Source organism: Amycolatopsis sp. M39 (assembly GCF_001651785.1).
GTDB classification, from domain to species: domain Bacteria; phylum Actinomycetota; class Actinomycetes; order Mycobacteriales; family Pseudonocardiaceae; genus Amycolatopsis; species Amycolatopsis rubida.
In genome coordinates this window covers 95,482-119,180 of sequence record NZ_LWSF01000014.1, presented here as the reverse complement: position 1 = coordinate 119,180, position 23,699 = coordinate 95,482, and the positions used below count along the sequence as shown (strand labels likewise).

At 70.7% G+C, this 23,699-nt stretch carries 22 protein-coding genes and 4 pseudogenes; 2 read left to right on the top strand and 24 right to left on the bottom strand.

Annotation, left to right across the window (positions count from 1 at the left end; all coding sequences use genetic code 11):
* Positions 1-16: 16 nt before the first annotated feature.
* The 6 genes and pseudogenes from A4R44_RS26785 to A4R44_RS49275 all read right to left on the bottom strand — a co-directional run bounded on the left by A4R44_RS26785 (position 17) and on the right by A4R44_RS49275 (position 5,871).
* Positions 17-757, bottom strand: coding sequence for an ABC transporter permease (locus A4R44_RS26785; RefSeq protein ID WP_067586415.1), 741 nt, complete (start codon positions 755-757; stop codon positions 17-19).
* Positions 754-1,693 (bottom strand): annotated as a pseudogene (locus tag A4R44_RS26780) (ABC transporter ATP-binding protein). Before A4R44_RS26780 ends, A4R44_RS26785 begins: the two are co-directional and overlap by 4 nt.
* Before the next feature lie 109 nt (positions 1,694-1,802).
* A pseudogene (locus A4R44_RS26775) lies at positions 1,803-3,188 on the bottom strand (glycine--tRNA ligase); the annotation flags it as partial.
* An 85-nt stretch (positions 3,189-3,273) separates the two neighbouring features.
* Positions 3,274-3,933: a class F sortase gene (locus A4R44_RS26770; RefSeq protein WP_067586412.1), complete on the bottom strand. Its 660-nt coding sequence runs from the start codon at positions 3,931-3,933 to the stop codon at positions 3,274-3,276.
* 186 nt (positions 3,934-4,119) lie between these two features.
* Positions 4,120-4,758: a class F sortase gene (locus A4R44_RS26765; RefSeq protein ID WP_067586409.1), complete on the bottom strand. Its 639-nt coding sequence runs from the start codon at positions 4,756-4,758 to the stop codon at positions 4,120-4,122.
* A 3-nt stretch (positions 4,759-4,761) separates the two neighbouring features.
* Positions 4,762-5,871: a hypothetical protein gene (locus A4R44_RS49275; protein WP_067586406.1), complete on the bottom strand. Its 1,110-nt coding sequence runs from the start codon at positions 5,869-5,871 to the stop codon at positions 4,762-4,764.
* An 872-nt stretch (positions 5,872-6,743) separates the two neighbouring features.
* On the opposite strand from A4R44_RS49275, the gene A4R44_RS26755 reads away from it, so the two are divergent.
* Both A4R44_RS26755 and A4R44_RS26750 read left to right on the top strand, forming a co-directional pair.
* The gene (locus tag A4R44_RS26755) at positions 6,744-7,106 is read left to right on the top strand and encodes a helix-turn-helix transcriptional regulator (RefSeq protein ID WP_067586591.1); all 363 of its coding nucleotides are present in this window, start codon (positions 6,744-6,746) and stop codon (positions 7,104-7,106) included.
* Positions 7,107-7,108: 2 nt separating this feature from the next.
* Positions 7,109-7,522, top strand: coding sequence for a Fur family transcriptional regulator (locus A4R44_RS26750; protein WP_086024912.1), 414 nt, complete (start codon positions 7,109-7,111; stop codon positions 7,520-7,522).
* 822 nt (positions 7,523-8,344) lie between these two features.
* Here A4R44_RS26750 and A4R44_RS26745 read toward each other — a convergent pair.
* The 18 genes and pseudogenes from A4R44_RS26745 to hrcA form a co-directional block, all read right to left on the bottom strand.
* Complete coding sequence (locus A4R44_RS26745; protein WP_067586403.1) at positions 8,345-9,100, bottom strand: TIGR03943 family protein; 756 nt, start codon at positions 9,098-9,100, stop codon at positions 8,345-8,347.
* On the bottom strand, positions 9,097-10,116 hold the full coding sequence (locus A4R44_RS26740) for a permease (protein WP_067586400.1): 1,020 nt from the start codon (positions 10,114-10,116) through the stop codon (positions 9,097-9,099). The genes A4R44_RS26745 and A4R44_RS26740 overlap by 4 nt, the downstream gene beginning before the upstream one ends.
* An 850-nt stretch (positions 10,117-10,966) precedes the next feature.
* Positions 10,967-11,386: a YbjN domain-containing protein gene (locus A4R44_RS26735; RefSeq protein WP_067586396.1), complete on the bottom strand. Its 420-nt coding sequence runs from the start codon at positions 11,384-11,386 to the stop codon at positions 10,967-10,969.
* Positions 11,383-12,211 (bottom strand): annotated as a pseudogene (locus A4R44_RS26730) (isoprenyl transferase). Before A4R44_RS26730 ends, A4R44_RS26735 begins: the two are co-directional and overlap by 4 nt.
* Positions 12,212-12,237: 26 nt before the next feature.
* Positions 12,238-13,014 (bottom strand): DNA repair protein RecO, encoded by a 777-nt coding sequence (gene recO, locus A4R44_RS26725; protein ID WP_067586393.1) that lies wholly within the window; start codon positions 13,012-13,014, stop codon positions 12,238-12,240.
* A 49-nt stretch (positions 13,015-13,063) separates the two neighbouring features.
* On the bottom strand, positions 13,064-13,525 hold the full coding sequence (locus tag A4R44_RS26720) for a CD225/dispanin family protein (RefSeq protein ID WP_067586390.1): 462 nt from the start codon (positions 13,523-13,525) through the stop codon (positions 13,064-13,066).
* Positions 13,526-13,570: 45 nt separating this feature from the next.
* Positions 13,571-14,530, bottom strand: coding sequence for an RDD family protein (locus A4R44_RS26715; protein ID WP_067586379.1), 960 nt, complete (start codon positions 14,528-14,530; stop codon positions 13,571-13,573).
* Positions 14,531-14,705: 175 nt separating this feature from the next.
* Complete coding sequence (locus A4R44_RS26710; protein ID WP_161269528.1) at positions 14,706-15,161, bottom strand: DUF2752 domain-containing protein; 456 nt, start codon at positions 15,159-15,161, stop codon at positions 14,706-14,708.
* On the bottom strand, positions 15,152-15,481 hold the full coding sequence (locus tag A4R44_RS26705) for a CD225/dispanin family protein (protein WP_067586377.1): 330 nt from the start codon (positions 15,479-15,481) through the stop codon (positions 15,152-15,154). Before A4R44_RS26705 ends, A4R44_RS26710 begins: the two co-directional genes overlap by 10 nt.
* Before the next feature lie 76 nt (positions 15,482-15,557).
* Positions 15,558-16,467: pseudogene (gene era, locus A4R44_RS26700) on the bottom strand (GTPase Era).
* The gene (locus A4R44_RS26695; RefSeq protein WP_067586374.1) at positions 16,464-16,802 is read right to left on the bottom strand and encodes a cytidine deaminase; all 339 of its coding nucleotides are present in this window, start codon (positions 16,800-16,802) and stop codon (positions 16,464-16,466) included. The pseudogene era and the gene A4R44_RS26695 overlap by 4 nt, the downstream one beginning before the upstream one ends.
* Positions 16,795-18,120, bottom strand: coding sequence for a hemolysin family protein (locus A4R44_RS26690; protein ID WP_067586371.1), 1,326 nt, complete (start codon positions 18,118-18,120; stop codon positions 16,795-16,797). The genes A4R44_RS26695 and A4R44_RS26690 overlap by 8 nt, the downstream gene beginning before the upstream one ends.
* Positions 18,121-18,129: 9 nt before the next feature.
* The gene (gene ybeY, locus A4R44_RS26685) at positions 18,130-18,681 is read right to left on the bottom strand and encodes an rRNA maturation RNase YbeY (RefSeq protein ID WP_067586368.1); all 552 of its coding nucleotides are present in this window, start codon (positions 18,679-18,681) and stop codon (positions 18,130-18,132) included.
* Positions 18,678-19,724, bottom strand: a complete 1,047-nt coding sequence (locus A4R44_RS26680) for a PhoH family protein (protein ID WP_067586365.1) — start codon at positions 19,722-19,724, stop codon at positions 18,678-18,680. The genes ybeY and A4R44_RS26680 overlap by 4 nt, the downstream gene beginning before the upstream one ends.
* A gap of 94 nt (positions 19,725-19,818) precedes the next feature.
* Positions 19,819-20,196, bottom strand: coding sequence for a histidine triad nucleotide-binding protein (locus A4R44_RS26675; protein WP_067586362.1), 378 nt, complete (start codon positions 20,194-20,196; stop codon positions 19,819-19,821).
* Positions 20,197-20,592: 396 nt separating this feature from the next.
* The gene (locus tag A4R44_RS26670; protein ID WP_067586359.1) at positions 20,593-21,345 is read right to left on the bottom strand and encodes a 16S rRNA (uracil(1498)-N(3))-methyltransferase; all 753 of its coding nucleotides are present in this window, start codon (positions 21,343-21,345) and stop codon (positions 20,593-20,595) included.
* 2 nt (positions 21,346-21,347) lie between these two features.
* A complete protein-coding gene (gene dnaJ / locus A4R44_RS26665) occupies positions 21,348-22,511 on the bottom strand; it encodes a molecular chaperone DnaJ (protein ID WP_067586356.1) in 1,164 nt (387 codons plus the stop codon).
* A gap of 41 nt (positions 22,512-22,552) precedes the next feature.
* On the bottom strand, positions 22,553-23,578 hold the full coding sequence (gene hrcA, locus A4R44_RS26660) for a heat-inducible transcriptional repressor HrcA (protein ID WP_067586354.1): 1,026 nt from the start codon (positions 23,576-23,578) through the stop codon (positions 22,553-22,555).
* Positions 23,579-23,699 lie beyond the last annotated feature (121 nt).

Below are 23,699 nucleotides of genomic sequence, written 5' to 3'. Positions count from 1 at the left end.
TTCCTTCCCCGCCCGGTCAAACCCGGGCGCTGTCCTTACGGTATCGCCTGACCACGACAATCCCGAGCACGAGCGTCCACGCGCCCAGCACGCCGATCGCGGTCGGCAGGCTTACCAGCAGCTGATTCGTCACGACCGGCCGGACCAGCCCGAGAACCCAGTAGGTCGGCATGATCTGCGCGACGTCGTGCATCCAGGACGGCATGCCCTCCAGCGGGATCCAGAGCCCGCCGAGGAAACCGATGCCGAGGGTGACGATCATGCTGATCGGCTGCATCGACTCCGGCGTGCCGAACTGGCCCAGCAGCAGTCCGAGCAGCACCAGCGGAATGGTGCCGAGGAAAATGCCGAGGAAGACCCGCAGCCAGCCCGCCGGGTCGAGGTGCACGCCCTGGGAGAAGGCGGCGATGGCCGGCACCAGGATCAGCGCGGGCAGCCCGGCGAGCATCCCGGACAGCGCTTTGCCGCCGAGGTAGCCCGCGCCGGACAGCGGGGTCAGCCGCAGCTGCCGCTGCCAGCCGCCCGCCCGTTCGATCGCCAGCCGGGCGCCGTTCGTGGTGGCCGCGGCGAAGGTGCCGAACGTCATCATGTTGACCATGACCACGCCCGCGACCGCGACGTGGTCCGCCGCGGACTGGTCGGTGAACACCGTGGCCTGCAACAGGAACATGAGCACGGGGAAGGCCACGACGAAGATCAGGAACCGCGGCGAACGGAACAGCCTGCGGGTTTCGACGAGGAGGTAGGCGGGGTTCATCGGACTGCTTCTTCCGTTTCGTCGGAGGTCAGGGAAAGGAACGCGCCTNAACGCGCCTTCGAGGCCGACCGCGCCGATCTCGATGTCGCGCACGGCCGGGACGGCGGCGAGCAGCGCGCGCAAGGTGGTGTCGGAGTCGGAACTGGACAATGCGACGCGTTCGCCGCGCAGTGCGAAGGAGGTGACCGCGGGCAGTGCCGAGACCAGCTGGTCGCTGACCCCGGCCGGCAGCACCGCGCGGATCGTGCGCCCGCCGGCGAGGGCGCGGACCTCCGCGACGGACCCGTCGGCGACGATCTCCCCCGCCCGCATCAGCACGACCCGGTCGGCGAATTCCTCGGCCTCTTCCAGGTAATGCGTCGCGAACAGCACGGTGCGGCCGGTGTCGGTGAACGAGTACATCGACTTCCAGAACTCGCGCCTGCTGCCGACGTCCATCGCCGCGGTCGGCTCGTCGAGCACGAGCAGATCGGGATCCGACACCAGCGCGACCGCGAACCGCACACGTTGTTTCTGGCCGCCGGAAAGCTTGTTGGCCCGCCGGTCGGCGATGTCCTCGACCCCGGCGGCACGCAACGCGTCCCGCACCGGCATCGGACGGCGGTGGAGTTTCGCGACGAGACCGACGGTTTCGCGCACGGTCAGGTCGTCCAGCAGCGTGCCGCCCTGCAGCATCGCGCCGATCATCCCCGCGCGCACCGCGTCGGCGGGTGTCTGGCCGAACACCGAAACGGTGCCCTCGTCGGGTGTGGTGAGCCCCAGAATCATGTCGACGGTGGTCGATTTGCCCGCCCCGTTGGGTCCGAGCAGCGCCACCACTTCCCCCGGCGCGATGGTCAGGTCGACGTGGCTGACCGCACGCACATCCCCGTAGCGCTTGGCGATCCCGCCCAGCCGGATCGCCGCCCCCGCCGCGATTTCCTGTGTGTTGTCCATGGCTTGAAGCCTGCCGCGCGCCGGCGGCCGGTGCGCAGGCCGAGCGTCACGACCCGACCGTGACAGGTGTCAGGGGTGCCGGGGACGAAACGCCGGACGGCCCTGCCCCGCAGCCGAGCAGACGACCAGCCGGATACGACTCGACCTGATCGATCGAGATGCGCTCCTGCTTCATGCTGTCGCGCTCGCGGATGGTCACCGCGTTGTCCTCAAGCGTGTCGAAGTCGACCGTGACGCAGAACGGCGTGCCGATCTCGTCCTGGCGACGGTAGCGGCGGCCGATCGCCTGGGCGTCGTCGAAGTCGACGTTCCAGTGCTTGCGCAGCCGCGCGGCCAGGTCGCGCGCCTTCGGCGACAGGTCGGCGTTGCGCGACAGCGGCAGCACCGCGGCCTTGAACGGCGCGAGCCGCGGGTCGAGGTGCAGCACGGTGCGCTTGTCGGTGCCGCCCTTGGCGTTCGGCACCTCTTCCTCGTCGTACGCGTCGACCAGGAACGCCATCATCGAACGGCCCACGCCCGCGGCAGGCTCGATCACGAACGGCCGGTAGCGCTGGCCCGAGGCCTGGTCGAAGAACGACAGGTCCACGCCCGAGTGGTTCGAGTGCGTGGTCAGGTCGAAGTCGGTGCGGTTGGCGATGCCCTCCAGCTCGCCCCACTCCTGCCCGGCGTTGAACGCGAACCGGTACTCGATGTCGACGGTGCGCTTCGCGTAGTGCGAGAGCTTTTCCTTCGGGTGCTCGAAGTGGCGCAGGTTCTCGGGCTTGATGCCGAGGTCGGTGTACCAGTCGGTGCGCGCGTCGATCCAGTACTGGTGCCACTGCTCGTCGTCGCCCGGCTCGACGAAGAACTCCATCTCCATCTGCTCGAACTCGCGCGTGCGGAAGATGAAGTTGCCCGGCGTGATCTCGTTGCGGAAGGACTTGCCGATCTGGCCGATGCCGAACGGCGGCTTCTTGCGCGAGGCCTTCTGCACGTTGAGGAAGTTGACGAAGATGCCCTGCGCGGTCTCCGGGCGGAGATAGGCCAGGCCTTCCTCGGACTCGACCGGGCCGAGGTGCGTCTTCAGCATCATGTTGAAGTCGCGCGGCTCGGTGTACTTGCCGCGGGTGCCGCAGTTCGGGCACGGCACCTCGGACAGGTCGTCCTCGGTGGTCGTCTTGCCGGTGCGCGCCTCGAAGTCCTCGGCGAGCTGGTCGGCCCGGAACCGCTTGTGGCACGAAAGGCACTCGATCAGCGGGTCGGTGAACACGTTCACGTGGCCCGAGGCGACCCAGACCTGGCGCGGCAGGATCACCGAGGAGTCGATGCCGACCACGTCCTCGCGGCTCTGCACGACGGTCTTCCACCACTGGCGCTTGATGTTGTCCTTCAGCTCAACGCCGAGCGGCCCGTAGTCCCACGCCGACCTGGTGCCGCCGTAGATGTCTCCCGACGGGAAGACGAAGCCACGGTGCTTGCACAGACTGACGACGGTTTCGATTTTGTTGGCGGGCACTCCACGCTCCGGACGCATGCGGGGACAGTTATCGGAAGGTCCAGCGTATCCGGCCGGTCCCCGGGGCCTCCGCGCAGGTCGGAGGTCACGAACGGGTGACCGGAGAGGCCGTCACGACCCGGTTGTCGTCGTAGCCCTCCTGGCCGCCCACGTAGTCGCCGCCGCACGTGACGAGCACGAGCCGGTGCGGCCCGTCGGGGTCGAAGAGCTTCGCGGATTCGGCCGCCAGATCCGACTTGTGGATCGTGCGCACCTCGTCGATCTTGTACTCCCACTGCTTGCCCGCGGTGTCGGTGACGGTGACGACCTGGCCCGCCTTCATCTTCCAGAGCTCCTGGAACGGCCCGGACTCGCCCGCCCAGTTGACGTGCCCGGACAGCAGCGTGACGCCTTGCGCGGCCCCGAGGCCGGATCCCCACCAGGCCGCTTCGGCGAGGCTCTTCGGGATCGGCAGCGCGCCGTCCTCGCCGACCTCCTCGGCGATCAGCTTCGCCTGCCCGCCGCTGGGCAGCTTGACGGTGCCGGGGGTCTGTCCGGGGTCCGGCTGGGTGTTCCCGGCTCGGCTGCTTCCGGCCTGGCCGGCGCCGGCCTGCGCGGTGCCGGTCTGCTGCTGCGGCTGCGCCGAATTGTCGTTGCCGGTGAAGAAGATCAGCACGGCGGCGATGACCGCTGCCACTGCGACGACGGCGGCTACGACGATCACTGCGCCGCGTTTGCGTGCCGGTTGTGCCTGTGTCCCCCGCATCGTGCTCCCCTGGTCTGGAGGTTTCTCTGGGGAGACATGCGGTGGGGCGTCGAAGGGGTTGCACGGATTTTCGCCGGAGCGGCGGGAGCCTTCGCGACCTCGGTGGCCGCGGGCGGTTTCGGAGGAGGGGACCCGTCACGCGGCGCGGTCGCGGCCGGCCGGTCCCGCTCTCCCGGTCTGGTTGGTTCAGTCCGGCCGGGAGACCAGGTCCGCCGTGACGATCCGGTTCTCGTCGTAGCCCTCGGTGCCGCCGACGTAGTCGCCGCCGCAGGTGACCAGGACCAGGCGGTGCGGGCCGGTCTGGGCGAACCAGCCGGGGGCCTGTGCGGGCAGCTGTTCCTTCGGGATCGTGGCCGCGCCGGTGACGCGGTAGAGCCAGCGGCCGCCGGACGCGTCGACGATGCTGACGTTGTCACCGGTGCGGACGCGCCACAGGTCGTCGAAGGGACCCTTCGTGCCGGCCCAGTTGACGTGCCCGGACAGCACCGCCGCGCCCTGCTTCGCGCCGAGGCGGGCACCCCACCACGCGGCGTCGCTGAGTCCGCGCGGGATCGGCAGGATGCCTTTCTGGGTGATCTCGGTGCGCTTCAGCCGGGCCTCGGAGCCGTCGGGCAGGCGGATGCTGCCGGGGCGTTGCAGTCCGATCGCCTGGCCGTCCGAGGGCAGTTCGGCGGGCGCGCCGTCCTCGCCCGGCAGCGAGCCGGGCGGCGGATCGGCGACGGCGACCGGGACCGGGGCGGGCACCCAGGTCAGGACGATCACGCCGGCCGCGATCGCCAGCACGGCGACCACCGCCGACGCGACCGTCAGCACGGTGCGCGGCACGGCCTATTCGCCGCGGGAGCGGACGACCCGCGCCGCGCGGCGACGGCCGAGCACGATCGCGACGGCGCCGAAGAGCAGCCCGCCGCCGAGCAGGCCGAAGCCGAGCGGCAGGCGCAGGTCGTCGGACGGCGCGGCGGCCTGAGCGCCGAGGTAGCCTGCCGGGACCTCGGTGGGCACCGACGGCTGCTGCACCGTGCCCCCGCTGCCCGAACCGTTGCCGGCCGCGGCGACGAAGTTCTTCGGGATCGAGCAGCTGACGCCGCCGAGCACCATGGTGGTCTGCACGTCGCCCAGCTTGGTGTCCTCGGCGTCGCGCGCGTGCGTGGTGATCTCGACGCGCCAGCCCGCCTGCGCGGTGACGTCGCCGGAGCGCCAGCCGTCCTGCTTGATCAGCTGGTCGAAGGCGGAAACCCGGGACACGACGAGGTCGGAGGTGGTCTTGCCGGGATCGCTCTGCGGCACCGGGGTGGGCGAGCTCATCTTGAGGCCGGTCACGCTGAGCGTCCCGCTGGCGGGCATCTCGACCTGCTTCAGCGCGTCGTCCTCGCCGCGCACCCAGACGCGGGCGGCCGTGGTGGTGCTGGAGACCTTGCCTGGGCCGGAGCAGTCGACCGCGCTGTGCGCGCCCTCAAGAACCAGCACCGTGTTGTCGACCGGCGCGGGCTTGCCGCGGCCGTTGTCGCGCAGCGCGTAGTTCGTCTCCGCCACCGCGGTGGGCACGTGCGTGGTCTGCAGCGCGGCGACGACCTTGTGGTCGCGGCTCGCGATGCCCTGCGGGTACGGGCTGGCCGACGGCTTGTCGTACTTGCCGAGGTCGATCTCGTAGTTCGGGCCGAAGGTGTTGCGCTCGCCGTCGTTCTTCGGCACCGCCACGCGGTCCGTGCCGAGCTGCGACTGGCCGGGGGTGAGCGGGGACCGCTGCGTTTCGGTGATCAGCGCGCCGCCGTGCTGCGGGTCGCCGCCGAGCCGCACGGACGCCACGTTGGCGAACGACACCGGACCGGTCTTCTCGTCGACCGCCTGCCCGGCCTGGGTCTGCGCCGCGGCGGCCGGGGCCAGCGCCGGCAGTGCCACCAGGGCCGCCACCGCGGCCTTCGTCACGAAACGAGTCATGTCTCCCCACTGCCCTTCGGCAACCCCGAGCGATCCGCCACTGTACGAGACGCGACGAATCGCCCCCAGGACAACCTTGCACCGTCCGCGACGACTTGCGAGGCCGACAAGCCACATCTTCACGAACTCACCCGATCGGGTCAATCCGGATCGCCGGTCCCCCGGGCCCCGGCGATCACCGCGCCCGGGGAAGGGAACACTACGATGGCGGCGAAGGTTATCGGCAATGACATCCGGCTTCGGAAACGCCGTCCCCTGGTCGGTGCTGGCCTGGGACGCGGCGAGACGGAGCGGACGGCGGGACGCGAGTGGAGGCAGCGATGAGGTCGGCACCTTCGAGCGCCCTGTCCGAGGGGTGGGGGGCCGGGTCTCCGGGTTCGGCGGGCACGGTCGCGGCGGGTCCGGGTTCGGCGGGTCCGGGTTCGGCGGGCCCGGATTCAGCAGGCCCGGATTCGACAGGCCCGAGTTCAGCAGGCCCGGCCGCGGCGACCTCGGCGGCGGCCGTGAACCCCTCCGGCCCGGCAGAAGCGACTGTCGCGTGCTCAGCCGCCCCAGTCTCGGCGGCAACCGGCGGCGAGGCGCCCGCGTACCACGCGGCCACGGACGAGACGACCGCCGCGGGTCCGGCAGCTCAGCACTCCGCAACGACCGACGCATTCGCAGAACACACCGGCCCGGCTGCGGCCAGCTCGGGCGCCCCGGGACCGGCAACGACCAGGAACGCCGAGGCCTCAGTGAACAACGCTGCCGCGGACCGGACCGGGGCAGCCAGTCCGGCCGCTCCGGGTCCGGCCGCAACCGAGAAAGCCGAGACTTCCGCGGAGCGCGCTTCCGCTGTCTCGGACGAGGCAGCCGCCGACGGGCAGGCAGAACTGCCCGCGGACCCGCCGCATCCCGTCGACGCGGGCGGCACGGGCGGGCGGTCCGCCGGTTCCGGACCTGCGGTCATGCCTCCCGGAGTGCTGGCCGACGCCGGCGAACTGCTCCGGGCGCTCGCCGCGCCGGTGCGGATCGCTATCGTGCTGCAGTTGCGGGAGGCGGACCGGTGCGTCCACGAGCTGGTGGACGAACTCGACGTCGCCCAGCCGTTGATCAGCCAGCACCTCCGCGTTCTCAAGACCGCGGGCGTGGTCCAGGGCGAGCGGCGCGGCCGCGAGGTCGTCTACCGGCTGGTGGACGACCACTTGGCGCACATCGTCGTCGACGCGGTCGCCCACGTGCAGGAAGGGAAGTGACGATGTCCTCGGTCCCCAAACCGGCCCCGGTGCCCGGCCGGCGCTCGACGAAGCAGCGCGCGGCGGTGGTCGACCTGCTCAGCACTGTCGACGACTTCCGCTCGGCCCAGGAACTCCACGACGAACTCCGCAAACGCGGCGACGGCATCGGCCTGACCACCGTCTACCGGACGCTGCAGTCGCTCTCCGAGGCGGGCGAGATCGACGTCTTGCGCACCGACTCCGGCGAGGCGATCTACCGCCGGTGCTCGTCGCACCACCACCATCACCTCGTGTGCCGCGTGTGCGGGCGCACGGTGGAGGTCGAGGGTCCCGCGGTGGAACGCTGGGCGGAAAAAATCGCCGCGGACCACGGGTTCACCGACATCAGCCACACCGTGGAGATCACCGGCACCTGCGCCGAGCACGCGAGCTGATCCTCGGCCGCGTCATGGCTCGCGCTGGCGTCACGGCCCGCGCTCGCGTCACGGCCCGCGCTCGCGTCGTCGCCGCGCCGCGGTTGGCCTGGGGGCTCCGGCTCGCCGAGCAAGCTGGCTGACCTCCGTCCGTGTCGGGGTCGGGGCACGCGCTCGCGTCGGGGCCTGCGCTGCGGTTGAGCTGCGTGCTCCGGCTCACCGACGAAGCCAACTGACCTTCGTCCGCGGCATGGCCCACGCTCACGTCGTCGCCGGGCTGCGGTTGGCCTGCGTACTCCGGCTCGCCGAGCAAGCCGGCTGCCGGGCCCTGCGGCGGCGGGCTGGAGACGCGCCGGGGCGCTGACCGGATGCCGAGCCTCGCGGCGGGCTGTAGCGCAAGGGGCCGGAATGCTCCGGGCACTTGAGCGAACTGGCTTCGGCTCAGCCGGGCTGCAGTCCTAAGCCGGGCCCGCGTCAGCGAGGACCTGCTCCAGGGGCGGCTGGAGAGTTCAGGCTCGTCGGGCACGGGAGCCGGCTCGGTCTCCAGGCGGCGGAACCGGTCCGGGCTGGGCGGAGACGCGGGTTCGGCGAGGGTTCGGAGCAGGCTTTCGGCAAGCGGAGCCGCTGCGAGACCGTCGGGCCGCTGGGTTTCGCAACTCTGAGCGATTCGGGCCGATCGCGATGTGGGTCCGTTCGGGGCCGTCTCAAGCGGCGGGCTTGAGCGAGCACGCGAAGCAGGACGCTCCGGGATCGGTCGGAGAAACTCAGGTGCACCGGGCGGGCCGAGGCGGCGGTCCTCGTTCCGTGGCGGGCGCGGCGGACATGTCGGCGGTGTCGCTCCTTTCAGTATTCATACGGATCCTTTGGCGCGGTGATCCGTTCGACTGTCACCGGGACCAGATCCGGCGTGTAGCTGTTGGCCTCGGTCGCGGTGCCCGGGACGATCTGGCCCGCGACGCGCAGCCACGTGTCGCTCGGGAAGCGGTCGGCACCGCCGCCTTTGAGGTACACCGTGACGGGGGCCGCGTCCGCTGCGCAGCAGCTGATTACCAAGCGGGCCAACAGGGTTTGGCCTCCGGTATGCACCACGAAGCCGGAGATCTCGACGGTGCGTCCGTTCATGGTTCCGTTGGCATCCCAGCCTGCGCGCGTGACGACCTCGTTCATCGCCATCGGCACCACGGCTCCGGCGGGGAGCGGCGGGAACGCGGCCGCCGAGGTGGTCGCGGCGCTGGCGGGAAGGCGTGCTTCGGTGCGGGTGACCGAATCCGCGCCGAGTGCGGGCGGGGCGACGAGGAACACCGCCAGCACCGGGACGACGAGCAGCCAGGCCGAGCGCGCGGGGTGATGGTGATGGCCGTGCGCGTCTGGATGTTCGGCGCCTGCTTCGGGTTCGTGCGCTGCTTTCGCCGCGGCGCGCGCGGCTGCGATGTCCCGGATGATGGCTGTCGCGCCCAGCAGCAGCATCACCGCGCCGCCGGCGATGATCCATGGTTGCTGGGCGGGTTTTACGTAGCGCAGGTAGTCGCCGTTGAGCGCGATCTTCACCAGGGCGCCGCCCAGGAGGATCAGCAGTACGTTCTGGGTTTCGCGCCTCATCGGACGCCTCCGAGGAAGATCACGCCCGCGACAGTTCCGCAGGCGATCGCCACCACGAAGGTGACCGGGGCGAACCGCGCGGCGAAGGAACGGCCGAAAGTGCCGGTCTGCAAAGCGAAAAGCTTGACGTCGACGGCCGGGCCGACCACCAGGAACACCAGCTTCGGCAGCAAGGGAACGGCGGTGAGGGAAGCCGCGACGAACGCGTCGGCCTCGCTGCACAACGCGAGGACCACGGCGAGGACCGCCATCACCACGACGCCGACGATGATCTGCCCGGACAGCACTTCGAACCACTTCGCGGGCACGAGAACGTTGAGCGAGGCGGAAATCAGCGCGCCGAGGACGAGGAATCCGCCAGCTTCCACGAGATCGGTGCGAGCGGTTTCGGCGAACACGCGCCATCGCTGTCCCGGCTGGACATCGGGCAAGCGGCGCAGCGCCCGTTCGGTGATCCAGGAAAGCTTGCCCCAGCGGGCCCAGATCCAGCCCATCACCATCGCGGTGGCGAGCGAGCCGGCGAACCGCCCGAACACCATTTCCGGACGGCCGGGGAAGGCGACCGCGGTGGCCACCAGCACGACCGGGTTCACCGCGGGCGCGGCGAGCAGGAAGGTGAGCGCGGCGGCGGGTGCGACGCCTTGGCCGATCAACCTGCGCGCGACGGGAACCGACGCGCATTCGCAGCCAGGCAAGGCGACTCCGGCCAGCCCGGCCACGCCGACCGCGGCCGACGCTTTCTTCGGCAGCACCCGTTCCAGCGCGCGAGCGGGCACGAAAGCGGCGATCGCACCGCTGATCAGCACGCCGAGCACGAGGAACGGCAGCGCCTGCACGCACACCGCGACGAACACGGTGGATCCGGTACGCAGCGCGGGCACGTCGAAGAGGTCTTGGAGCTTGCTTTGCGCGAGGACCGCGACCAGCAGGACGGCACACAGGATCTCGATGGAGCTGATCCGGAACCGGCGCGTGCGGGGGCGTTCCTCGGCGGTGTTGTTGGAAAGGGTTTCCACGAAGGCGATGATGCCAGCCGGGTCCGACAGAACCCCAGCCGCCGGTGGTGCGAGGGGACCCGTCGCGCCGGTTTTGCGTGAATGTCACCCGATCGGGAGGGAGGAAGGGGCGGAAACGGGCGGGCGGCGCGGGGAGGGAGCGGGTGGGTGGTGGAGCGGCTTGGACGGAAGGGCTTGGCGGCGAAGCGGCAGACCGAGCTGACAGGACTCCACACGCAGCACGCAACCCAAGCCAAGACGAGCGGCGGGACGGCCCGAACCGAAGGACTTGGCAGCGAAGCGGCACACCGAACAGACAGGACCCACACAGCACGCGCAACCCAACCCAGACGAACAGCGGAGCAGCCCGAACCGAAAGACTTGGCAGCAAAGCAGCACACCGAACAGACAGGACCACACACAGCACGCGCAACCCAACCCAGACGAACAGCGGAGCAGCCCGAACNGCACACCGAACAGACAGGACCACACACAGCACGCGCAACCCAACCCAAGCCAAACGGTAGAGCAACCGCGAACACGGGGAAGCCAGCGCGAAGCCAAGCAGGCGGCTGCCAGCGACGCTGGTCAGGCGCGAAGTTCGGCCCGGCTAGGGAGATCCGCGAGACGGGAGAAACACCTGCGAGCGAGGAGCCCGCGAGTTCAGTCCGGATGAGGTGGGCAGGAAACGTGGTCTGGCCAAGGACAGCCCGCCAAGGATCGAGGCGTCAGCGACACTCACGGGAGCGTTAAGCCGATCAGGCAGCGAACCCGCCGCCAGGCTGCGCGGACCGAGGCCAAAGCAGCAGCGAAGCGGAACAGCCGGGCCGAAAACGCCGGCCAGAACAGGCAATCCCGGCCGAAACCCGGCTCAGGCCTCCACCCCGGGCAACTCGGTACGCAACTGCGAAGCAGTGGAAACCACCAGCATCAGCAACGTCCCCAGCGGCGAAGGGTCCATCCCCTCCGCAGGGAAGGCGTATCGCAGGGTCACGTCCACCCCGCGCTCCGTGTGGCCGACGCCCAGCGTCCCGAACAAGCCCTGCCCGGCCCGCTCGGCGACCGCTACCGCGATGGCCGGGTCGTCGGGCAGGTCCCAGGCCACCACGCAGGTCAGGCTGAGCACCGTCAGGCCGTCGGCGAGGCGGGTCGCCTGGATGACGCAGGGGACGTCCGCGTGGGAGAACGTGATCGCGCCGTCGTCGTCGACGTGGACTTCCAGGTAGCGTTCCAGTGCTTCGCGCGCCCGGGTGAGCAGTGCGCCGGTCTCGGCGGCTTCCGCGGTGCTCATTTCGTGCTCCCTGCCTGGTCCACCGCGCCGCCGAACCGGCGGTCGCGTTTCGCGAAGTCGAGGCACGCCTGCCACAGGTGGGTCCGGTCGAAGTCCGGGAACAGCGTGTCCTGGTAGACCATCTCCGCGTACGCCGACTGCCACAGCAGGAAGTTCGACGTCCGCTGTTCGCCCGACGGCCGGAGGAACAGGTCCACGTCCGGCATGTCCGGCTGGTACAGGTACTTCGCGACAGTGCGCTCGTCGATCTTGCCCGGGTTGATCTTGCCCGCCGCGACGTCCTGGCCGATCCGGCGCATCGCGTCGCCCAGTTCCGCACGGCCGCCGTAGTTGACGCACATGGTCATGTTGAGCTTGGTGTTGTTCTTGGTTTTCTCTTCGGCGATCTGCAGTTCCTTGATCACGCTGGCCCACAGCTTCGGCCGCCGCCCCGCCCAGCGGATGCGCACGCCGATCGAGCCGAGGTAGTCGACCTGGCGGCGGATGGTGTCGCGGTTGAAGCCCATGAGGAACCGCACTTCCTCGGGGCTGCGCTTCCNTGCGCTTCCAGTTCTCCGTCGAGAAGGCGTACACCGAAAGCCATTTCACGCCGAGTTCGACCGCGCCGCTCGCGACGTCGATCATCACGGCCTCGCCGCGTTTGTGGCCCTCGATCCGCGGCAGGCCGCGCTGGTTGGCCCAGCGGCCGTTGCCGTCCATGACCAGCGCGACGTGCTTCGGCACCAGGTCGGCCGGGATTTCCGGCGGTTTCGCGCCCGAGGGGTGCGGCTCCGGAGCCCGCAGCTCGTACCCCGCCGAGCGGGTCTCCCGTCCCCTGCGCAGCACTCGCGGCCTCCTGAAGAATGGACTTCCTACCCGGCCGACCCTACTGGGCCGGGCCCGGCGGCCTCCCGGGCACGCCGCTCCACGAGCGGGAGCGACCGCAGCTGCCGTTCCAGGTGCCACTGCAGATGCGCCGCGACCAGGCCGGACGCGTCCCGGCGGGTGATCCCCGGCGACGATTCCGCGACCGCCCACTCCCCCTGCAGCAGCGCGTCCAGCAGGGTCAGCACCTCGGGCGCGGGATGCACCGAACCGGCGATGCGGCAGTCCGGGCACATCGAGCCGCCCGCGGCGACGTTGAACGCGGCGTGCGGGCCGGGCAGGCCGCAGCGGGCGCATTCGGTGATCGCCGGGGCCCAGCCCGCGTAGGCCATGGCCCGGAGGAAGAACGCGTCGAGCACCAGCGACGCGTCCCGCTGCCCGCCGGCCAGCGCCCGCAACGCGCCCACGACCAGCAGGTACAGCTTCAGGACCGGTTCGCCCTCTTCAGCCGAGAGCCGGTCCGCGGTTTCCGCGATCGCCGACGCCGCGGTGTAGCGCTGGTAGTCGGCCACCAGCGGCAGGGCGAACGCGTCGACGGTCTCGACCTGGGTGATGACGTCGAGCGACCGGCCGGGATAGAACTGCGCGTCCACGTGCCCGAACGGCTCCAGCCGCGCCCCGAACCGCGACGACGTGCGCCGCACGCCCTTCGCGACGGCCCGGACCTTGCCGTGCCGCCTCGTGAGCAGGGTGACGATCCGGTCGGCCTCGCCCAGCTTGTGCGTGCGCAGCACCACCCCGGTGTCGCGGTAGAGGTTCACCACCCCGACATCGTCGCACTTCGCCGTCGATGCCGGGGCGGGACACCCTGGTTCAGCAATAGCGGCCGGTGCAGTAGTAGCTGTGCACCTCGGACGCGGCCGTGAGGCCGACGATGATCAGGATGATCGCGACGACCCAGCCGAGCGCCCCGAGGATGGTGGCGATGAGGCACAGCGTCTTCGTCGTCTGCGACGCCTGCTGGGCCATCGCGTAGTTGCCCTGCATCTTGTACGTCTGGACTTCGTTCGACTTCATGATCGCGAAGATCGCGAGGATCCACATCAGGAAGATGCAGCCGATCGCCCAGCCCTTGTAGTCCTTGATGGCGCTCAGGTCGCCGCCGGGCGCGCCGCCGAAGCCGGGCTGGCCGTACGGCGCGGGCTGGCCGTAGGGCTGCTGCGGGTACGGCTGCGCGGGCGTCGCACCGGACTGCGGGTACGGCTGCTGCTGGCCGTAGGGCTGCTGCGGCTGGCCGCCGTAGGGCTGCTGGGGCTGGCCGTAGGGATTGGTCATCTGGGTTCCCCCGAGTTCCTCGTACTTACCGTGATCCGGTGCGGATCAGGACTGGGCCGGACCGGGCTTCGGCGATTCCGGCTTGATCATCTGCGTCGCGGGCGGGCGCACGACCTGGGTCGGCTCGGGCCGGTCGAACGGCGTGGGACCCGGCTGGCCGAACGCGGGCCGCGGCGGGACGCCGGGCTGGGCGAATCCTTGCTGCGGCGGCGTTCCCGGGACCGGCGGCCAGCCGAATCCCGGCCGCGGAGCCCCGGATCCGGGCGATGCGGCGGGAAAAGCGGCGTTCGGCGACGGCTGCCCGAATCCCGGTTGCGGCGCGGGGCCGGGCTGACCCGGGAAACCACCGTTCTGGCCGGGAAACCCGCCCGGCTGGCCGAACCCGCCCGGCTGGCCGAACCCGCCGGGCTGGCCGGGAAACCCGCCCGGCCGCGCGAATCCGCCCTGTCCGAAACCCGGTGCGCCCGCAGGCTCGGGACCGGCGGGCACCACGACGGTGCTGAGGATCTTGTCCGAGAACGTCTGCGCCTTGTCGTCCCACAGCGGCCACAGGTAGCCGAGTCCGAGCGCCATGCTGTCCAGCGCGTGCGCGACGTCGCGGACGAACGCCATTCCGGCCCCGATCGGTTCGCCGGTGGCCTCGCTGACGAGTTTGATGCCGGCGATCCGCTTGCCCAGCGACTGGCCGGTGGCACCGCCGTTGATCCAGCGGTTGAAGACGGTCCAGGCGAGAGTGCCGAGAATCGCGAGGAGGTAGACGATCGTGCCCGCGGCACCGGAGACCAGCGACACGAGCACGGCGATCAGGACCCCGGCGAGAAGCGGGGCGAAGTCGACGAGGTAGGCGCCGGCGCGCTGGCCCCAGTCCGCGTGGACCGGGCCCGCGCTGTACGGCTGGCCGAAGCCCGCGGGGTGGGGGTAGCCCGGTGCCTGCTGTCCCGGCGGCGCGCCGAACGGCGGTCCGCCTTGAGGCGGGCCGCCGGGCTGGCCGTAGGGATAGGTCATCGAGTGTCCCCCTCGTTGCTGCAAAGCTGACCTGGCCGCGTCCGCTGTGGACACGTCAGTGCGCGGGAGCGTACCTCGTCCGGAAGGGCGAGGCCGAGCAGGTGTCCGCGTCAGGTGCGGCGTTGGACGGCCCCGCCGCCGAACCGGTTCCGGGGACGGCGAAAACCGGGCTAACTCAAACGGACAGGCCGGTGAACGGCGCGAACGGAATGTTGCGCGCCACGAACCACAGGACGAACACGACCGCGACGACGTGCGGCGTCCAGCGCCAGTGCAGCCAGGACCGCATCGTCCGGCCGCGCAGCCGACCCATCGTCCAGGCGAGACCGCTCCACGCGAAGAACGCGGCGAACACCAAGGCCACCGCGTTGTAGTGCAGTGCCGCGGAAAAATCGCCGTGCAGCACGCTGTAGGCCATGCGGAGCCCGCCGCAGCCGGGGCAGTCGATCCCGAAAAGCAGCTTCGTCGGGCACACCGGGAGCGGGCCGCCGGGAGTGGTCGGATCGCCGAACCACACGGCGACGCAGGCGAGGCCGATTCCGCCCGCCGCGGCCGCCGGACCGGCGAGAGCCTTTGCCACCGCGCGGGTTCCGCGCGCCGGCTGTCCGGTGTAGACGGTGCTCAATGCCACCAGAGCACGTTTCCGGCGACCAGCAGCACGACGATCGCGACGATCACGTACAGCCCGATCAGGATGGCGACGCTGAGCGCCGACCACATCGCCCACTTGCGCGCCTCGTCCGCCGCGCGGTGCGCTTCGGCCGCGTATCCCTGGTACCACAAGGTGTTCACCTGGCTGGCCTTGACGATCGCGACGATCCCCAGCGGCAGGCAGCAGAACACCGTCGCCAGGATCGCCCACACCAGGTTGCTGTCGGGCGGCGGCGGATACTGCGGCGGGTAGCCGTACGACGGAGGGTACGGGCCCTGCGGCGGATACGGGCCGGTCATGCGGTCCCCCTGGGCAAATCGGATGCGGTTCGGGTCGACGCTACCTGCCCGCGCCGCCGGGCGGGATCACAACCGGTCAGAAACCCAGCCTGCGCAGCTGCTTCGGGTCCCGCTGCCAATCCTTGGCCACCTTGATGTGCAGGTCGAGATACACCTTCGTGCCCAGCAGCCGTTCGATGTGCTTGCGCGCGGTCGCGCCGACCTCGCGCAGCCGTTCGCCCTTGTGCCCGAGGATGATCCCCTTCTGGCTGGGGCGTTCCACGTACAGCAGCGCGTGGATGTCGATGAGGTCGTCGCGGTCCTCGCGCGGGAGCATTTCCTCGACGGTCACCGCGATGGAGTGCGGCAGTTCGTCGCGGACGCCTTCGAGCGCGGCTTCGCGGATCAGCTCGGCGACGAGGGTCTGCTCGGGCTCGTCGGTGAGCTCGCCGCCCGGGTACAGCTGCGGTCCCTCGGGCAACCGCCGCACCAGCAGGTCGGCGACGGTCTGCACCTGGAAACCGTCGACGGCCGACACCGGCACGAGGTCGGCGAACTCCATCACCTCTTGCAGCGCGAGCAGCTGCTCGGCGACCTGCTCCGGCTTCACGAGGTCGGTCTTGGTGACGATGCCGAGCANTGCCGAGCACCGGGGTGCGCCGGGCGATCTTCGCCAGCTCGGCGGCGATGAACCGGTCGCCGGGGCCGACTTTCTCGTTGGCGGGCACGCAGAACCCGACGACGTCCACTTCGGACCAGGTCTCGTGCACGATGTCGTTGAGCCGCTGGCCGAGCAGCGTGCGCGGGCGATGCAGGCCCGGGGTGTCGATGATCACCAGCTGCGCGTCGTCGCGGTGCACGATGCCGCGGATCGCGTGCCGGGTGGTCTGCGGTTTGCTGGAGGTGATCGCGACCTTCGTGCCGACGAGCGCGTTCGTGAGCGTCGATTTTCCGGCGTTGGGGCGGCCGACGAAGCAGGCGAAACCGGAACGGTGCGGTTCGGTCACGGGCGTTGCACCTCGACCACGGTGCCGGACGGGTCGGCCCGGACGATCGGCGCCAGCTTCGCGACGTCGCGGACCGCGTGCACGGACGCCTCGGCGACCAGCGCGTCGGCGGTGACCACGGCGGCGGCTTCGAGCCCTTCGGCACCGCTGGACAGGGCGGCGGCGACGGCCGCTTGCAGTGCGGTGAGCTGGAACGACGGCTGGTCGACGGTGGTCGCGGCGTAGGTGCGGCCGTCGGTGTCGCGGACCGCGGCGCCTTCGTCCGCGCCGGTGCGGGCGCGGGCCGAACGGGCCAGCGTGACCAGCTTCTGGTCCTCGGCGTCGAGGTCAGGCATGTTCGACTCTCCTGTCGTGCTCTTCGGGCTGGGGCGGGCGGGTGCGCGGGCGCGCCGACGACGGCCGGACGACCACTGAGGTGATGCGCATCCGGCCGCGGCGGTCCTTGCCCCCTTCGGCGAACAGCCGAAGTCCGGCGACCTCGGCTTCGGCCCCCGGCAGCGGGACCCTACCCAGTCGCTCGGCGAGCAGCCCGCCCACGGTCTCCACGTCGTGGTCTTCGAGGTCGATGCCGAACAGTTCGCCGAGGTCGTCGACGCCCAGCCGGGACGACACGCGGACCGAACCGTCCTCGAGTTCCTCGACCTCGGGGCGTTCGTCGGCGTCGGATTCGTCGGTGATCTCGCCGACGATCTCCTCGAGGATGTCCTCGATGGTGAGCAGGCCGGCGGTGCCGCCGTACTCGTCCACCGCGATCGCCATGTGGTTGTGCGTGCGCTGCATTTCCTTGAGCAGCTCGTCGAGCCGTTTGGAGTCGGGCACGAAGCTCGCCGGGTTCATCACCGCGTCGACGACCGTGCTCGGCCCGTCCGGGCCCATGTACTCGGGCATGAGGTCTTTGATGTTGACCACGCCGACGATGTCGTCGACCGAATCGTCGATCACCGGGACGCGGGTGAAGCCGGTGCGCAGCGCGAGCGCGAGGGCCTGGCGCACGGTTTTGGTGCGTTCGATCCACACGATTTCGGTGCGCGGCACCATGACCTCGCGGGCGACGGTGTCGCCGAGTTCGAACACCGAGTGGATCATCTCGCGTTCGGAGTCCTCGACGACGCCGCGTTCCTGGGCGAGGTCGACCAGCTCGCGCAGTTCGACTTCGGAGGTGAACGGGCCTTCGCGGAAGCCGCGGCCGGGGGTGATCGCGTTGCCGAGCACGATCAGCAGCCGCGACAGCGGGCCGAGGACCGTGCCGAGGGCGCGGACCGGTCCGGCGACGATCGTGCCGACGCGGTACGGGTGCTGGCGGCCGATGGTGCGCGGGCCGACGCCGATGAGGACGTAGCTGACCACGACCATGACGACCGCGGACACCAGGATCGCCAGCCACAGCCGGTCGAACCAGGCGACGAAGGCCACGGTGACCAGCACCGTGGCGGTGAGTTCGCAGGCCAGCCGCAGCAGGAGCAGCAGGTTGATGTGCCTGCGGCGTTCGGCGACGACCGCGGCGAGCTGGCGGGCTCCGACGCGGCCGGTGCGGACGAGGCCGTCGACTCTGGCTTGCGACACTGTGCCGACCGCGGCGTCCGCGGCGGCGAACACGCCCGCGAGCAGCACCAGTGTCACCGCGATGACGACCTGTGCCGGGGGGTTTCCCATGATCGGAGCCTAGGGCGTTTCCCCGGACTGCGGCGTGTCGAGGCCGGCGATGCCGAGCACGCGGTCGTCGACGTCGCGTTGCGCGTCGCGGGCCTGGTGCGCGGCGACCGCGGCCTGGAACTCGCCGAGGATCCGCTTCTGCAGCCCGAACATCTCGCGTTCCTCGGCGGGTTCGGCGTGGTCGTAGCCGAGCAGGTGGAGGCAGCCGTGGACGGTGAGCAGGTGCAGTTCGTCGATCAGCCGGTGGCCCGCGGTTTTCGCCTGGTCTTTCGCGAAAGCCGGGCAGAGCACGATGTCGCCGAGCAGCGCCGGGGACGAGTCGGGCGCGTCGGGGCGGCGCGAGGAGTCGAGTTCGTCCATCGGGAAGGCCATGACGTCGGTGGGCCCGGGCAGGTCCATCCAGCGTTCGTGGAGGTCTTCCATCACCTCAAGAGTGACGCACAGGATGGACAGCTCGGCGAGCGGGCTGACCTCCATTTTCTCGAGGGTGTAGCGCGCCGCGGAGACGATGGACGCCTCGTCGACGTCGACGCCGGATTCGTTGGCGATCTCGATGCTCATCGGCGGGCGCCCTTCCAGCCGCCGGTCTGCCGCTCTTGCGCGTCCTGCACGGCCTGCCACTTCTCGTACGCGTCGACGATGTCGCCGACCAGTTTGTGCCGGACGACGTCCTGGCTGGTCAGCTCGGCGAAGTGCAGGTCCTCGACGCCGCCGAGGATGTCGCGCACGACGCGGAGCCCGCTGCGCTGCCCGCCGGGGAGGTCGATCTGGGTGATGTCGCCGGTGACGACGATCTTGGCCCCGAACCCGAGGCGGGTGAGGAACATCTTCATCTGCTCGGGCGTGGTGTTCTGCGCCTCGTCGAGGATGATGAAGGCGTCGTTCAGGGTTCTGCCCCGCATATAGGCCAGCGGTGCGATTTCGATCGTGCCCGCCTGCATGAGCCGCGGAATCGACTCCGGTTCGACCATGTCGTGGAGTGCGTCGTAGAGCGGACGCAGATACGGGTCGATCTTCTCGTTCAGGGTCCCCGGCAGGTACCCGAGCCGCTCGCCCGCCTCGACCGCCGGGCGGGTCAGCACGATCCGGGTAACCTGCTTGGCCTGCAACGCCTGCACGGCCTTCGCCATCGCGAGGTACGTCTTGCCCGTGCCGGCGGGCCCGATGCCGAAAACGATCGTGTGCTTGTCGATCGCGTCCACGTACCGCTTCTGGTTCAGCGTCTTGGGCCGGATGGTCTTCCCGCGCCGCGACACGATGTTGAGACTCAGCACCTCCGCGGGCGACGCGTCCCCGCTGGACAGCATCCCCACCGTCCGCCGCACCGTGTCGGGCCCGACCTGCTGCCCGCCGCCGGCGAGCTGCACCAGCTCGGTGAAGACCCGCTCCGCGAACGCCACATCAGCCGCGGCACCGGTCAACGTGACCTCGGTGCCGCGCACGTGCACGTCCGCGGCCAGCAGCTCTTCGGCCACCCGCAAATTCTCGTCCCGGGACCCCAGCAGGCTCAGCTGAGCCGCCTCAGGGATGGGAAACCGAACCTGCGCCTCGGCCGATTCCCCAGTGTCAGGTCGGGCGGCTCCACCCGTCTCAGTTCCGGCCACGTGGCCTCGGTCCTGCTTTCTGCGCACTTCGCAAGTCAACGTACAGGGACCCCATAGATGCTACTTGTCCCCGACACTCACTCGCAGCCCGGTTTCAGCGCGCCCCGGCCTGCGGCTTCCCGAACAACCCCAGCTGCTCGCCGCCGAGCACATGGGCGTGCACATGAAACACCGTCTGCCCAGCGTCGGCATCAGTGTTGAAAACCACCCGATACCCGCTCTCGGAGATCTCCTCGATCTCCGCCACCTTCCGCGCCGTCACCAACACCCGGGAGAGCAACTCCGGGTCCGCCTCCGCCAACTCCCCCACGTTCCGGTACCTCTTCCGAGGCACCACGAGCACATGCACCCGCGCCTGCGGATTGATGTCCCGGAACGCGAATGTGGCGTCGTCCTGATACACCACCTCCGCCGGAATCTCCCCAGCGATAATCCGCTCGAACAACGTCTCCGCCGCACCCGCATCGCTCATCCCAACACCCTACAAAGCGAAGCACCCCCACGAAACGCACCACGCACGACACGCAACCACCGCACGACACGCAACCACCGCACCGCGGGGGTCCGGGGGCTCGGCCCCCGGGAGTAATAGCGAAACCAGCGGCGGCGAGAATCGCGCCAGCGATGCGAAGACGCCGCGGCGCGGTGGAGCCTGGGGGTCGCTCCACCGCCGCCGCGGCTCCGCCGGACCGAGGGGGGAGGTGCCCGGCGGGGTATGGGTTCGCGTACTCAAGGGTAATGCCCGCCTGCGGGCGGGCCGAAACCCTCGTGTTCGCACGCCTGCGGAGCAGAGTAGCTGGCGGGGGTGCGGCGCGCCATCACCTGGTGCGGATGTTTAGGGGGTTCTGCCGGGTTCTGCGGGTGCCGGTCAGTGCCAGCGGCCGGTGAGGACGCCTAGCGCGCCCAGCGCGACGGCGGCTGCCGTGGAGGTGCGCAGGACGGTCGGGCCGAGGCGGACGGTGGTGGCTCCGGCTTCTTCGAGGATCGCGAGTTCGTCGTCGGTGATGCCGCCTTCGGGGCCGACGACGAGGAGGAGGTCGCCGCCGCCGGGGAGGTCGAGGTCGGTGAGTGTGCTGGTGACGCCGGATTCGAGGACGAGGGTCGCGGACATCGTGGCGGCCAGCTGCGCGAGTTCGCGGGTGCCGGCTGGTTCGGCGACGGCGGGCACGTGGGCGCGGCGGGCTTGTTTCGCGGCCGAGCGGGCGGTGGCGCGCCAGCGGGCGAGGGCTTTCTCGCCGCGGGGTCCGTCGTCCCAGCGGGCGACGCTGCGGGCGGCGCGCCAGGGCACGATCGCGTCCGCGCCGGCTTCGGTGGCCAGTTCGACCGCCAGCTCCCCGCGGTCGCCCTTGGCGAGCGCCTGGGCGACGTGGACGCGCAGCGCGGGCGGTTCTTCTTGCCAGCGTTCGAGAACGGTGAGCGTGACCGAGGCCGCCCGGCCCGCTTCGACGGCGTCCACGGCGCAGCGGGCCATCGCGCCGGCGCCGTCGGAGAGCACGAGCTGCTCCCCCACGCGCAGCCGGCGCACGGTGGCCGCGTGCCGGGCTTCCTCGCCGTCGAGCAGCGCCCGTCCTTCGGCGGGCACCGCCGGGGCGAGGAAGACCGGCAGTGTGGTTTCCGGCACAGTCAGCGGTTCTTCGCGCGGAGCTTGGAGAACAGGCCGCCGTGCTTGCTGCCGTTGGCGGCGAGCGTCGGGACTTCTTCGCCGCGCTGCTGGGCCAGGTCGACGAGCAGGTCGCGCTGGGCCTCGTCGAGCTTGGTGGGCACCACGACGTCGATGTGCACGTGCAGGTCGCCGCGGCCGTCGACGCGGCCGGACGAGCGCAGCCGCGGCATGCCCTTGCCGGTGAGCACCAGTTCGGTGCTGGGCTGGGTGCCCGGCTCGATGTCGAGTTCGTAGTCGCCGTCGACCAGCGTGGCGATCGGGACCGTCGCGCCGAGCGCCGCGGTGGTCATCGGGATGCGGAAGTTGCAGTGCAGGTCGTTGCCCTCGCGGACGAACACCTCGTGCGGGGCCTCGTCGATCTCGACGTAGAGGTCGCCCGCCGGGCCGCCGCCGGGGCCGACCTCGCCCTGGCCGGACAGCCGGATCCGCATGCCGTCGCCGACGCCGGGCGGGATCTTCGCGGTGACGCCGCGCCGCGACCGGATCCGGCCGTCGCCGCCGCACTGGCGGCACGGGTCGGGGATGACCTCGCCGAAGCCGCGGCACACCGGGCACGGACGGGCCGTGACGACCTGGCCGAGGAACGACCGCTGCACGGACTGGACCTCGCCGGCCCCGCCGCAGGTGTCGCAGGTCTTGGTGCTCGTGCCCTCGGCGGTGCCCGCGCCGCGGCACAGGTCGCAGACGATCGCGGTGTCGACGGTGATCTCGCGGTCGACGCCGGTCGCGCACTCCTCAAGGGTGAGGCCGAGCCGGATCAGCGCGTCGGAGCCGGGCTGCACGCGGCTGCGCGGCCCGCGGCCCCGTCCGCCGCCTCCGCCTGCTGCGCCGAAGAACGCGTCCATGATGTCGCCGAGCCCGCCGAAGCCCGCGAACGGGTCGCCGCCCCCGCCGCCGCGGCCGCCCCCGTCCATCGGGTCGCCGCCGAGGTCGACGATCTTGCGCTTCTGCGGGTCGGAGAGCACCTCGTACGCGGTGGTCACCTCGCCGAAGCGGTGCTGGGCGTCCTCCGACGGGTTCACGTCGGGGTGCAGCTCACGGGCCAGCTTGCGGTACGCGCGCTTGATCTCCTGATCGCTCGCGTTCTTGGCCACCCCGAGGATCCCGTAGTAGTCCCTCGCCACGTTGCTCTGCCTTCTCCTTCGTGTTCCGCCCTCGCCGCCGGTCAGCGGCCGGACAGGATCTGCCCCACGTAGTTGGCGACCGCACGGACCGCCGCGATCGTGCCGGGGTAGTCCATCCTGGTCGGCCCGACGACGCCCATTCCCCCGAGCAGCATGTCGTCCCGGCCGTAGCCGATGGACACGACCGAGGTGCTGCGCATCTGCTCGTCCTCATTTTCCTCACCGATGAGCACGGTGACCGCACCGGGGTTGCGGGCGGCGGCGAGCAGCTTCAGCACCACCACCTGTTCCTCGAGCGCTTCGAGCACCTGGCGCAGCGATCCGGGGAAGTCCGCGACGTTGCGGGTGAGGTTGCCGGTGCCGCCGAGCACGATCCGCTCTTCCGGGTGCTCGACCAGCGATTCGACCAGTGCGGTGCAGATCCGGGTGAGGTGGTCGCGCAGGTCCGCCGGGGCGCCCTCGGGCAGCTCCGCCACGTTCGCCGCCGCGTCGGCCAGCCGCCGGCCGGCGAGCGCGCCGTTGAGCACCGTGCGCAGCCGCAGCACGGTCTCCTCGGTGACCACGTCGCCGAGGTCGACGGTGCGCTGGTCGACCCGGCCGGAGTCGGTGATCAGCACGAGCATGAGCCGTGCGGGAGTGAGCGGGACCACTTCGAGGTGCCGCGCCACGGTGTTGGTGAGCATCGGGTACTGCACCACCGCGACCTGGCGGGTGAGCTGCGCGAGCAGCCGGACCGACCGGCGCAGCACGTCGTCGAGGTCGGTGCCGGAGTCGAGGAAGCTGATGATCGCGCGCCGCTCGGCGGCCGACAGCGGCTTGATCTCCGAAAGCCGGTCGACGAACAGCCGGTACCCCTTGTCGGTCGGGATCCGGCCCGCGCTGGTGTGCGGCTGGGCGATGTACCCCTCTTCTTCCAGGGCGGCCATGTCGTTGCGCACGGTGGCACTGGAAACGCCGAGGTTGTGCCGCTCGACGATGGTCTTCGACCCGACCGGCTCCTGGTTCGAGACATAGTCGGCGACGATCGCGCGCAGCACCTCGAAGCGACGCTCGTCCGTGTTCGCCACCGGCACCTCCTTCGCGGTCCTCCTGCTACTCACAACGAGTTTACGGACCCGGCGGTGCCCGGCGCGCCCTCCGGTCCGGGCAGCCCGGAGTAAACGGCGGGCAAACAATTTTTAATAGCGA